The 12768-nt window shown below is 40.0% G+C and carries 12 protein-coding genes; all 12 read left to right on the forward strand.

The window, feature by feature from the left end; translation table 11 throughout:
• The first annotated feature begins 547 nt into the window (after positions 1-547).
• A complete protein-coding gene (gene uvrD, locus R3F25_06490; GenBank protein MEZ5496462.1) occupies positions 548-2719 on the forward strand; it encodes a DNA helicase II in 2172 nt (723 codons plus the stop codon).
• Positions 2720-2797: 78 nt separating this feature from the next.
• Positions 2798-3466 carry a ribulose-phosphate 3-epimerase gene (gene rpe, locus R3F25_06495; protein MEZ5496463.1) on the forward strand — a complete coding sequence of 223 codons (669 nt, stop codon included), beginning with the start codon at positions 2798-2800 and terminating at the stop codon, positions 3464-3466.
• A gap of 51 nt (positions 3467-3517) precedes the next feature.
• Positions 3518-3985, forward strand: coding sequence for a hypothetical protein (locus R3F25_06500; GenBank protein MEZ5496464.1), 468 nt, complete (start codon positions 3518-3520; stop codon positions 3983-3985).
• Positions 3982-4665 carry a response regulator transcription factor gene (locus R3F25_06505; protein ID MEZ5496465.1) on the forward strand — a complete coding sequence of 228 codons (684 nt, stop codon included), beginning with the start codon at positions 3982-3984 and terminating at the stop codon, positions 4663-4665. Before R3F25_06500 ends, R3F25_06505 begins: the two co-directional genes overlap by 4 nt.
• Positions 4666-4670: 5 nt before the next feature.
• On the forward strand, positions 4671-6023 hold the full coding sequence (locus R3F25_06510; GenBank protein ID MEZ5496466.1) for an ATP-binding protein: 1353 nt from the start codon (positions 4671-4673) through the stop codon (positions 6021-6023).
• Positions 6023-6436: a MazG nucleotide pyrophosphohydrolase domain-containing protein gene (locus R3F25_06515; GenBank protein ID MEZ5496467.1), complete on the forward strand. Its 414-nt coding sequence runs from the start codon at positions 6023-6025 to the stop codon at positions 6434-6436. Before R3F25_06510 ends, R3F25_06515 begins: the two co-directional genes overlap by 1 nt.
• An 84-nt stretch (positions 6437-6520) precedes the next feature.
• Positions 6521-6847: a thioredoxin TrxA gene (trxA, locus tag R3F25_06520; GenBank protein ID MEZ5496468.1), complete on the forward strand. Its 327-nt coding sequence runs from the start codon at positions 6521-6523 to the stop codon at positions 6845-6847.
• 268 nt (positions 6848-7115) lie between these two features.
• On the forward strand, positions 7116-8372 hold the full coding sequence (gene rho, locus R3F25_06525; protein ID MEZ5496469.1) for a transcription termination factor Rho: 1257 nt from the start codon (positions 7116-7118) through the stop codon (positions 8370-8372).
• Positions 8373-8513: 141 nt separating this feature from the next.
• The gene (locus R3F25_06530; protein MEZ5496470.1) at positions 8514-10061 is read left to right on the forward strand and encodes a hypothetical protein; all 1548 of its coding nucleotides are present in this window, start codon (positions 8514-8516) and stop codon (positions 10059-10061) included.
• 54 nt (positions 10062-10115) lie between these two features.
• Positions 10116-11795: a hypothetical protein gene (locus tag R3F25_06535; protein MEZ5496471.1), complete on the forward strand. Its 1680-nt coding sequence runs from the start codon at positions 10116-10118 to the stop codon at positions 11793-11795.
• A gap of 192 nt (positions 11796-11987) precedes the next feature.
• On the forward strand, positions 11988-12422 hold the full coding sequence (locus tag R3F25_06540; protein ID MEZ5496472.1) for a GNAT family N-acetyltransferase: 435 nt from the start codon (positions 11988-11990) through the stop codon (positions 12420-12422).
• Complete coding sequence (locus R3F25_06545) at positions 12385-12768, forward strand: DUF5329 domain-containing protein (protein ID MEZ5496473.1); 384 nt, start codon at positions 12385-12387, stop codon at positions 12766-12768. Before R3F25_06540 ends, R3F25_06545 begins: the two co-directional genes overlap by 38 nt.

Raw genomic sequence — 12768 nt, forward strand, 5'->3', positions numbered from 1 at the left:
CTATTGACTGTCAATAGATTCAAAATTTGTGACGTTTTTCCACGCAGAATTGAAGATTATATTAGATTCTTCGTCACTTCGTTTCTCAGAATGACAATTGGTGTCTTTGCGAACTCTGTGTGTTCTCTGTGCTCTCTGTGTTCCTTATCAATATCTAAAGAAAACTACGATTCCCAATGAGATTAATGACTAGAGTAGAATCGCAATGATGGCTTATGAACTAAAAATCTCCGTGCAACTCTGTGTCTTCTCTGTGCTCTCTGTGTTCCTTATAATATTAAGAGATTCTTCGTCACTTCGTTTCTCAGAATGACAATTGGTGTCTTTGCGATACTTCGCGTCTCCTTTGCGGTCTTTGCGTTCCTATACCGTCTTAAACAAAATCACAGCTCTTAATGAGATATTCGCCTTCGTGGAAATGACAGTTTACAAATAAAAAACCTCCGTGCAACTCCGTGCCTTCTCTGTGCTCTCTGTGTTCCTTATTAAATTCCCATAAAACTCCAAAATCATTTATAATCACTCGCTTTGATAAAAACAACACTCTGTGATAAGCACACACAAACTTCTCATCAATTTGAATGAAGCTCAAGCAGAAGCGGTGACCACCGATGCGTTGCATGCTTTAGTGTTGGCGGGTGCGGGTTCGGGGAAGACGAGGGTGTTGGTTTATCGCATTGCCTGGTTATTGGCTGCGGAGGGCGTTTCGCCGTATTCGGTTTTGGCGGTGACGTTTACCAACAAAGCTGCTGCTGAGATGCGAAATCGGGTGTCGCATTTGCTGGATAAACCAATTTCCGGTATGTGGATTGGGACATTTCATTCGATTGCTTTACGAATGTTGACCATGCATCACGAACAGGCGGAGTTGCCGAAGAACTTTCAGATTCTGGATTCTGAGGATCAGTATCGGTTGATTCGACGTGTCATTTCGGATTTGGATTTGGATGAAAAACAGTGGATTCCGCGTGCGGTTCAGGGTTTTATCAACGATAAGAAAAACGAGGGAATCCGAGCTGAAGAAATTGATGATTTTGGTGATGATAATTCATCAACATTGATTCGAATTTATCAACATTATCAGGATCACTGCGACCGAGGAGGTTTGGTAGATTTTGCCGAGATGTTGTTGCGAACTCACCAGTTACTTTTGAAAAATCCGACTCTGTTACAGCATTATCAGTCACGATTTAATGCCATACTGGTGGATGAGTTTCAGGATACCAATGATATTCAGTCGGCTTTTGTGCGTTTGCTTGCCGGCGATAAAAACCGTGTCATGGTTGTGGGTGATGATGATCAGTCGATTTACGCCTGGCGCGGAGCGAAAATTGATCATATTCTTAATTTTAAGAAGTTTTTCCCAGCGACTTCGATGTATAAACTGGAGCAAAATTATCGTTCCACACAAAACATTCTGAACGCTGCCAATGCGGTGATTAAAAACAACGCCAAACGCTTGGGTAAAGATTTATGGACGGAGCAACCGGGTGGCGAATTGATTCAGTATTATGGTGCTTATTCAGAATATGATGAAGCAGCTTTTGTCGCCGAAGAAGTCCAACGACTGATAGACTCGGGGATTGATGGCGATCAGATTGCTCTTTTATATCGCTCCAATGCTCAATCTCGCTTACTGGAAGAAAATCTACTCAAACATGATATTGCTTATCGGGTTTATGGTGGTTTACGGTTCTTTGAACGTATGGAAATCAAGGATGTGCTGGCGTATGTGCGTTTGGTCAACAATCGCCATGACGATGTGGGTTTTGAACGAATTATCAACACACCGACCAGAGGACTGGGCAATCAAACACTCAACCAGATTCGTAATTGTGCCCAAATTAATCGAGTGAGTTTATGGTCTGCCGTCGAAATATTATTGAAAAATAAAACAGTTTCGGCACGGGCGGCAACCTCGCTGGCTGCCTTTATCAACATGATTGATGAGTTTGACCACAATCACGATAAAGAGCATTTGCATCCTTTGTTTGAAGATGTCATTGAACGAACCGGACTAAAAGATCATTATCAAAAAGAACCACCGGAAAAAGCTTTGACCCGTTTGGAAAATCTGGATGAATTGCTGAATGCCGCAGAGACTTTTGTTAAGTCGCAGGAAGATGATGCCATCGGTATGACCGCTTTGGCTTCTTTTCTCGCACAAGTCAGTTTAGATCAGGGCGAACGTAGCAGCGATAAAGATATTCCCTGTGTGCAATTGATGACTTTACACAGTGCTAAGGGATTGGAGTTCCCTTATGTTTTTCTGGTGGGAATGGAACAAGGATTGTTTCCGCATCAAAATTCGATGGATGACCCTGAGAAATTACAGGAAGAACGCCGCTTGTGTTATGTGGGCATCACTCGCGCTGAAAAACAACTTTACATGACTTATGCAACTTCACGCCGGATTCGAGGACGAACTCAGGGTTGTATGCCGTCCAAATTTCTTCGAGAAATCCCACAAAAACTGGTTCATCAGATTCAGGGAAATATTTTTACAAATCAAAGCAATTATTCATCGGATTTTTCAACTCAGGAAGTCTCACCCTATGCTCAATATTCTCCCGGTGTGATGGTGAGACATAATGTTTTTGGTGACGGAGTGGTTCTGGAACAATCAGGCCAAGGTGATTACACTCAAATCATGGTCGAATTTCAACAACATGGTCCAAAAATTTTGGCGGCCAAATTTGCAAAACTGGAACTTATCTAGTTAACTTCTATAACACTTGCTTGACAATCCGGGTATATTAGTGAAAACTAATAAATGAATTATTAAAGAGTTGTTGTCATGTCTAAATTTATTATTGCTCCGTCTATTTTATCTGCCGATTTTGCTCGTTTGGGTGAAGACACACAGGCTGTTTTGGATGCCGGTGCCGATTGGGTGCATTTTGATGTTATGGATAATCATTATGTTCCAAATCTGACCATTGGACCAATGGTTTGTGAGGCTTTAAGAAACTACGGAATTACGGCTCCTATTGACGTGCATTTAATGGTTAAACCGGTGGATCGAATCATTCCGGATTTTGCCAAAGCAGGTGCTAGCATAATAACATTTCATCCCGAGGCATCAGAGCATGTTGACCGTACATTAGGTTTGATAAAAGACTCCGGTTGTCAGGCAGGGCTGGTTTTGAATCCGGCTACACCTTTGAACATTCTCAATCATGTGATGGATAAACTCGACATGGTTTTACTGATGTCGGTGAATCCGGGCTTTGGAGGGCAGAGTTTTATCTCTGAAACCCTCAACAAAACCAAAGCTGTTCGTAAATTGATTGACGAGAGTGGCAGAGATATTCGTTTGGAAATTGATGGTGGTGTCAAAGTTAATAATATTCGTGAAATCATGCAAGCCGGTGCGGATACTTTTGTTGCCGGTTCGGCAATTTTTAATACCGAGGATTACAAAGCCACTATTGATGCGATGCGTGAACAACTGCACAATTCCTAGAAGCTAATAATTCATGTTCAATTCATAATGTTGTGCTAGAATACACTCACTATGATGATTGATTTCAAATTAAAACCATTGTTTGTTATTTTATTGCTTTTATGTTCTTTTTCGGCATTTTCACAAATAAAAAACAACAATGAAATGAGCTTGGAAGATGCAACTGAATATGTCAGAAGCACATCCAAGGGCAAGGTTTTATCTGCTAAAACAAATGTCAATCAAGGAAAAAAATCACATCGCATTCAGGTTTTGACTCCATCGGGAAGAGTTCGTGTTTATCAAATTGATGCCCAAAAATACGATAATCGAAGAGAACCGGATGCCAGCCAAAGAAGCAATTCTGGAAGTAGTTACAGTCGTTTTAGCAGACAATCTCAGTTCAATTCACAGAACAATAATTACAGAACACCTAGCAACAACAGCAGAGACAGAAGTCGTACAACTGTTCCAAATTATCAACAACCCGTTCCTGAAAGAGTGACACCGCCGACAAGAGGTAATTCCGAAAAGAAATGAAGATTTTATTAGTCGAAGATGATGAAAATCTCAGAGAAGTTTTAGAGAAACGTCTGGGTGATGAAGGATTTATTGTAGAAAGTGCCGACAATGGTGAGGATGGCCTTTATTTAGGTAGAGAATTTGAGTTTGATGTGGCAGTTATTGATTTAGGCCTGCCGAAAATTGCCGGAATGGAGGTCATTCAAACACTCAGAAATGAAGGAAAAACTTTCCCTATTCTGGTACTGACTGCCAGAGGTTCATGGCAGGATAAAGTTATGGGATTGGACGCCGGAGCCGATGATTATTTGGTGAAACCTTTTCATTTTCCCGAACTACTGGCAAGAGTGAATGCCTTGGTCAGACGTTCAGCCGGCTTCTCCTCGCCTGAATTAGTTTGTGGAGAGGTTACATTGAATACAACAACCGGAGAGGTTAAGGTTGCAGATGAGGTCGTCGATTTGACTTCATATGAATACAAGGTATTGGAATATCTCATGTTACATCAGAATGAGGTGATTTCTAAAACAACACTCACAGAACACATATATCATCAGGATTATGATAGAGACAGTAATGTCATAGAAGTATTTGTCGGACGCTTGAGAAAGAAAATACAGCCTGATAACAGTAAACATAAAACCATAGAGACACTAAGAGGACGAGGTTATAGAATGCGTCCACCTGCTGAAGACTAATGTTTTTGAGGAAGTTTTCCTTAACCAACCGATTGCTCACTATTGCAACAGTGGCGTTGTTTGTCGCTTTAGGTTTAATTGGATTTGTCATGGACAAAGCCTTTCAGGAAAAAACCATGAATCTTGTGGAAGAACGACTTGAAGGTTATGTTTTTGCACTGATTTCAGTGGTCGAATCCACACCCGGTGGCAACATTAAGGTTGATGAAATTTTACCAATTCCAAAACTAACACAACCAGTATCCGGCATTTATGCTCATGTTATCAGTGCTGATTATCGTTGGCATTCTGACTCAATGCTTGGTGTTGACTTACCTGAACCTCAGCAGGTCCCGGTCGGCGAAACAACTTTCGATGCTCCTTTGAGACACAAGCAAAATGATTATTTCAGAATGAGTAAAGGGCTGATTTTTGAAACTGAAAACGGAGATGTCCCCTTTATAGTTAGTGTCACTGAAGATGCCAAAAACTATTTTCGTGAGCTGCGTGAGTTTGAAAATAATTTGTGGATGTGGTTGTTACTTACCAGTATTATTTTGCTAGGTATTCAAGGTTTAATTATGTATTGGTCTTTAAACCCGCTCAAACGCCTGACAATTGATGTTGCCGAGTTAGAAAAGGGTCAAATCGACTCTATCAGCGACAATTATCCCTCTGAGCTTGAAGGCTTAACGACCAATCTCAATCGCTTGCTTGAAAATGAAAGAGGTAATTTAAATCGGCAAAGGAAAACTCTGGGTGATTTGGCACACAGCTTAAAAACTCCATTGGCAATCATGAACACGGCAGTAGAAAACAAACAAGGCGTGAATCGGGACTTGGTTAAGGAGCAAATTGCCAATATGAATGAAATTGTTGAGTATCAACTCAAAAGAGCAGCTGTTGCTGGTCATCGAACATTTACGGTCGGTATTCCGGTCATTGACAAACTCGAACAAATTATCAGAACTCTTGATAAAGTTTATCATAACAAAAAAGTTAAAAAACATATTGCCGTAGCACCCGGAGCGGAGTTTTTTGGGGAGCATGGCGATTTAATGGAGCTGCTTGGTAATTTACTGGAAAATGCTTACAAATGGTGTGATCGAAATGTATCTGTGACTATTAAAACGCTCATTCATCAAAATCGAAAAAGAACCGGACTAACTATTGAAATTGCCGATGATGGACCGGGAATTAATCCCGAAAGAAGTAGTGAACTGCTTGGAAGAGGCGTGCGTGGTGATGAAAAAGTAAAAGGTCATGGAATTGGTTTATCAATAGTGAACGATATTGTAGAATCCTATCAAGGCACAATTAAAATCAAATATCACGAGCTACTGAAAGGAGCTCACTTTATTATTACGTTACCACCTTAATGAAAAAAAACCAAAGTATCTTATCGGCAGTTATCAGCAACAACGATTTATCAGAAATGAAAGTTGCTGTTGAACTGACCAAACAAGCCGGCAAAATTGGCTTTGACTGGCCATCCATTGACTTCGTCTTTGATAAAATGCAAGAAGAACTTGAAGAGCTGAGAGAGGCGATGAAAAGCGGAAATCAAAAAGAAATTATTGACGAAACCGGCGATGTACTTTTTGTTGCTTGTAATATTGCCAGACATTTAAATGTGGACCCTCAAGTTGCTCTAAAAGGAACGAATGAAAAATTCATTGAAAGATTCTTGCAGGTTGAAAATCTGGCTCGACAGCGTCATCCGGAACAATCCAAGTATGACTTAGCAACTTTGGATCAACTTTGGAATGATGTAAAAAAGAACAATCAATAAATTTAATCGGTGAAATCATTGAATTTTTCCTGATTTCACCCCATTATTACCGGCTGAATATCTAATTATGGAGAAGCACTGAAAATGAGTGAAAATATTAAACATGCTACTGACGACAGTTTTGAAACCGACATCAATTCCGATGTTCCTGTTTTAGTGGATTATTGGGCAGAATGGTGCGGACCATGCCGCATGATTGCTCCGATTCTTGATGAAGTCGCTGATGAGATGAAAGACAAGGTTAAAGTTGTAAAAGTGGATACAGAATCTTGTCGCAATACAGCGATCAAAATGGGCATCAGAGGCATTCCTACTTTGATGGTTTTTAAAAACGGTGAAGTTGTCGATCAACATGTTGGAGCTTTATCAAAAGGCCAATTGGTTGAAATGCTGAATAAACACACAGCTTAATTCCAAAATCACTGAATACCGAACGTTTGAACGATTCAAGTGTTCGGTATGACATTATCGAAGATAAAACCATAAAAATCACAAAGTCTGTTAAGAATTTAGTTGCGACAGTCTTCCTGACGTGTTAACTTATAGGCGTTCAACATAGAGACAAATTATCTCGTCTCTATTTCAAAATAAAAAAATTACTAAAAAATTACTTCTGCGTTCTTTCGTGGCGCTAACTTACACAACAAATTCAAACAAATTTTCTGCATAAAACTTAACTATGAACCTATCAGAACTAAAACAATATTCAACCAAGAAATTAACCGAAATAGCCGCTGAATCAGGAGTAGAAATCCGCTCCAGGCTTCGCAAACAAGACTTAATTTTCAATATTCTAAAGTCACAAGCCAAACAAGGTGTGGACATTTATGGCGGGGGAGTGCTGGAAGTCTTACCTGACGGTTTTGGCTTTTTAAGAGCTCCTGATAGTAGCTATTTAGCCGGACCAGATGATATCTATGTTTCACCGAGCCAAATCAGACGTTTCGGATTAAGAACCGGTGACACCATTGAAGGCAAAATCAGACCTCCTAAAGAGTCTGAAAGATATTTTGCCATGCTCAAAATTAAATCATTAAACTATGAGCCACCTGAAAACACTCATGGTAAAATTCTGTTTGAAAACCTCACTCCGTTATTTGCGCAAGATCAGCTCAAAATGGAACGCGGAAATGGTTCTAAAGAGGACTTAACTGCCAGAATCATTGACCTGATTTCACCAATTGGTAAAGGACAAAGGGGTTTGATTGTGTCACCTCCGAAAGCTGGTAAAACTCTGATGATGCAGAATATTGCAACAAATATTGCTCTCAATAATCCCGAGTGTAAATTGTTTGTTCTGTTAATTGACGAACGCCCTGAGGAAGTGACTGAAATGCAACGCATGGTTCGTGGCGAAGTAATTGCTTCGACATTTGACGAACCGGCTTCCCGCCATGTTCAGGTTGCCGAAATGGTGATTGAACGAGCTAAAAGACTGGTTGAACATAAACAGGATGTTATTATTTTATTGGACTCTATCACACGTTTGGCACGTGCTTATAACACGGTTGCTCCATCATCCGGAAAGGTGTTAACCGGTGGCGTTGATGCCAATGCATTGCAACGCCCTAAACGATTTTTTGGTGCAGCAAGAAATGTCGAAGAAGGCGGTAGCTTGACAATTATCGCAACCGCATTGATTGATACCGGCTCGAAAATGGATGAAGTTATTTTCGAAGAGTTTAAAGGAACCGGTAATATGGAAGTTCATTTGGACAGAAGAATTGCAGAAAAACGTGTCTGGCCGGCAATCAATATTAACCGTTCAGGTACAAGAAGAGAAGAGCTCATCGTCGATCAGGACTTTCTCACCAAAGCATGGATTTTGCGTAAAATTCTACATCCTATGGATGATGTCCAAGCCATTGAGTTTTTACTGGATAAACTCAAAGACACAAAGACAAACGAAGAGTTTTTCACTTCGATGAAGAGATAATCTCTTTAAACATCTCAATTCAAAGAAGCAGGTTTCATTACCTGCTTTTTTATATTAGCAGTATTTAAAATAACTCTGTTATTTCTGCCAACTATTTGTCATCTCTGTTAAAATTACTGAAGTTTTGAACTTTGAGAAAATATGATGACAAGATTAACTAAAATACTGTTGGTACTTGTAAGTATCTTTATGCTTTCAGCTACCGTCAACGCAAAGAAAAAAAATAAGCAAGGCAAACCAGAGGAAAGTCCGCTTTCCGGAATTCCGTTAAGAAATATCGGTCCGGCATTGATTTCCGGGAGAATTTCCGACTTTGCGTTTCATCCAACAAACAAGCAAGTCTTCTATGTAACTACCGCTGCTGGAAATATGTGGAAAACCACAAATAACACCATAACCTGGGAGCCGATTTTTGATAACGAAGGTTCTTATTCTATTGGTACCGTTGAGATTGACCCTAGTAATCCTTTGGTTCTTTGGGTAGGAACAGGAGAAAATAACGCGCAAAGATCCGTTGCTTTTGGTGATGGTGTTTATAAATCAGTTGATGGCGGAAAATCCTGGAAAAACATGGGTTTGAAAAACTCAGGTCATATTTCTCAAATCTGGATTGACCCTAAAAATTCTGATACTGTTTTAGTTGCAGCTCAAGGTCCGCTCTGGAGTGATGGAGGCGATCGTGGTCTGTATAAAACCACCGATGGAGGTAAAAATTGGGAACGTATCCTCAATGTTGATAAATTCACCGGAGTGAATGAATTTGTGGTTGATCCTCGTAATCCGGATAATATTGTTGCCAGTACCTATCAACGTCGCAGACATGTTTGGGTTTTAATCAATGGAGGCCCCGGAAGCGGAATTCACAAAACCACAGACGGTGGAAAAACATGGAATGAAGTGAAATCATCTTTGCCTAAAGATCACATGGGACGAATTGGTTTGGCCGGAGCTCCGTCTAATCCCGACAGAATCTACGCGATTGTTGAGTCCAATAAAAAAGAACAAGGCGTATTTATGTCTGAAGATTTTGGTGAAAACTTCAGCAAACAATCAGGCTATATGACCACCAGCCCGCAATATTACAATGAATTAATAGTTGATCCGCACAATCCTGACAGAGTCTATTCTCTCAGCACCTTTACACATGTATCTGAAGATGCCGGAAAAACCTGGACCAAACTGTCCGATACTTTCCGCCATGTAGATGATCATGCATTATGGATAGACCCTGACAACACTGAGCATTTATTCATCGGCGGTGATGGTGGCGTTTATGAAACCTATGATCGTGGGCAAACATGGAGACACATTCGCAATCTGCCTTTGGCACAATTTTATCGCATCACTCCTGATAATGCCGAACCTTTCTACAATGTTTGTGGTGGCACACAAGACAACAATTCGTTGTGTGGTCCATCAAGAACCACTCGTATTCATGGCGTAACTAATGCGGATTGGGATATTATTTTGGGTGGAGATGGTTATAAAGCTCAAATTGACCCCAATGATCCGAATTTGGTTTATGCACAATACCAATACGGTGGGTTGGCGAGAGTCGATCGTCGTACTGATGAAAGAATTTATATCACACCACATCCACAAAAAGGTGAGAATGCCTACAAATGGAACTGGAACACGCCATTAATCATCAGTCCGCATCAAAGCACACGTTTATTCTATGGTGCATAAAAACTATTTCAATCAGATGATAGAGGTGACTCATGGAAAGTCATTAGCCCTGATTTGACACAACAAATCGACAGAAATAAACTCAAAGTCATGGATCGTGTCTGGAGTGTCGATTCGGTTGCAAAAAATGTTTCCACATCCATGTATGGCAGTTTGATTGGAATTTCTGAAAGTCCACTTGCTGAAGGGCGAATTATCGTTGGTTCTGATGATGGTGTTGTTAGCATCACAACCAATGGTGGAAATGACTGGAGTAAAATCAAATCATTCCCGAAAGTTCCTGACATGTCTTATATTTCAGACGTCTTGTTTTCATCACATGATAAAAATACCGCATACATCACGATTGATAACCATAAGCGTGGAGACTTCAAACCTTATGTTCTGAAAACAACCGACTTAGGTAAAAGCTGGAAAATGATTTCAGGAAATCTTCCTGAAAGAGGTTTTGCTCACACAATTGTAGAGGATCATGTGGACTCCAATCTATTATTTGTCGGAACAGAATTTGGATTATTTTTCACTCAAAACGGTGGAAGCAGTTGGAATAAATTTTCTAGTCTTCCAACCACAGCCGTTCGCGATCTGGAAATCCAACGCCGTGAAAACGACTTGGTTGTCGCATCTTTCGGACGTGGTGTTTACATCCTTGATGATTACTCTCCTTTGAGATTTAAAACCTCAGATTTGGAAAAATCAGCAGCCACATTGTTCCCTGTTAAAGACTCTTGGTTGTATATCGAAGGCGATCGAATTGATGATCGCGAAAAAGGTTCTTCAGGAAGCGACTATTTTACCGCGAAAAATCCGGCGTATGGTGTGACGTTTTCATACTATCTGAAAGATGGTTATAAATCTCTTAAAGAAACTCGACGTAAAAAAGAAATCGACCTTGAAAAAGACAACAAGGACACATTCTATCCTTCGTGGGATCAGTTGAGAAAAGAGGACACTGAAAAAGTCGTAATGCTCTATTTGGAAATTCGTGATAATCAACAAAAAGTCGTGAGCCGGGTTCCTGTCAGTGATAAAAAAGGCTTCCACCGTGAGCAATGGAACATGCGTTTGCCGTCTCCTAATCCGGTGAAACTGCAACAGCCGGCATGGATTCCTTATTGGGCTACAGCACCAATGGGACCATTAGCCACACCGGGAACATACACAGCGACTTTAATGAAACGCCATAATGGTCAAACCGAGGCTATTTCACAACCACAAGCATTTAATCTTAAGAGACTGGAAAACTCTCCGGAGTTGAGTAAAAATCCGCTAGAAGTTCAAGCCTTTCACAAGCAATTGGCGGATTTAAGCAGAGCTGTTGATGGTGCTAATAAAAAATTCGGTGAAATAAACAATCGCGTTGAACACTTGTACAAAGCACTCGAATTGACACCACAAGCAACCAACCAACTCACAGAAAAGCTGGAAAGCCTCAGACTTCGCCTTGTTGATTTTGATACCAAAATGAATGGCGACTCAACCATTGCTTCCAGACAAGAGCCCGTGCCATGGTCGGTTTCAACTCGTATTGGCACCTTGTTTGGTAGCATCATCGAATCACAATCCAATGTTCCTCAAGGATTCAGAGAATCATACGAAATCGCTAACTCCGAGTTCTCAGAACTTCTGCAAGAACTCAGCAAGATTAACGATGACGTGAAAGCATTTGAAGATGAAATGGAATCTCTTGGAGCTCCTTGGACACCCGGTAGAATGCCAAAATGGAATAATTAGGAACTCTTTGAAGTATAGAAAACAAAACCCCGAAAAATACTTCGGGGTTTTTATGTCTTCTATCTAGAGTGAATCAGGGTTGAGTATGCTTAGTCTTTGTTGTGACTATTATATAGAAGCAACAATCATTTTTATTTAATTTTTATTCAAAGTTGTACCAGTAATACATATAAACTACATCACCAGACATTAATGAACTTAAAACTAGTCGAACACAAAAAAAGCAACATTTTCTATCTTTGGTTCACTTACCAAAAGGCTATGAAAGGTCATATTGAAAACATCTGGGGTTGGGATGATGAGTGGCAGATTAACGATTTCAATAAAAGTCTCAAAACCTATAAATCTTTTTTAATCACATTGGATTCAGAGCTTGTCGGGTACGTCCAGTTTAAAGATAATAACACAAGTATTTATATCAATATGTTAATTCTGGAGCCTCAATATCAAGGACAAGGATTGGGCAAAAAATTGCTTGGATTACTGATGCAAGATTATTCCGGGCGAGGAATTGAATTAAAGTGTTTCAAAATAAACACAAGTGCTTATAATTTCTATTTGTCTAATGGTTTTGAAGTAACTGATGAAGATGAAAATTTTTATTTTCTTTCCAAAATTGAAAGGTAGTTGGTTACTTTTCTTACTCTTTTTAACAATTTCAGTACTTGCCGATGTTCCACAGGAACAACAAGCGGAGGTTCAGCATTTACTCAATTTTGTAAAAACCACATCCTGCGAAATGATTCGAAATGGTAAGCATCATAACGGTGAGAAAGCCGCATCACATATTCAAAGAAAATATGATTATTTCAGGAATAAAATCAAAACCACGGAAGATTTTATTGAATATTCAGCTAGCAAAAGCACCATGAGTGGCAAGGATTATTATGTCCAGTGCGGTGATGAACTGATTAAAACCAGAGACTGGTTGCTGACAGAACTTAGCAGTTTTCGAAAACAGACAGCTAAATAA

The organism is Gammaproteobacteria bacterium, from assembly GCA_041395445.1.
Taxonomy (GTDB): Bacteria; Pseudomonadota; Gammaproteobacteria; order Xanthomonadales; family Marinicellaceae; genus NORP309.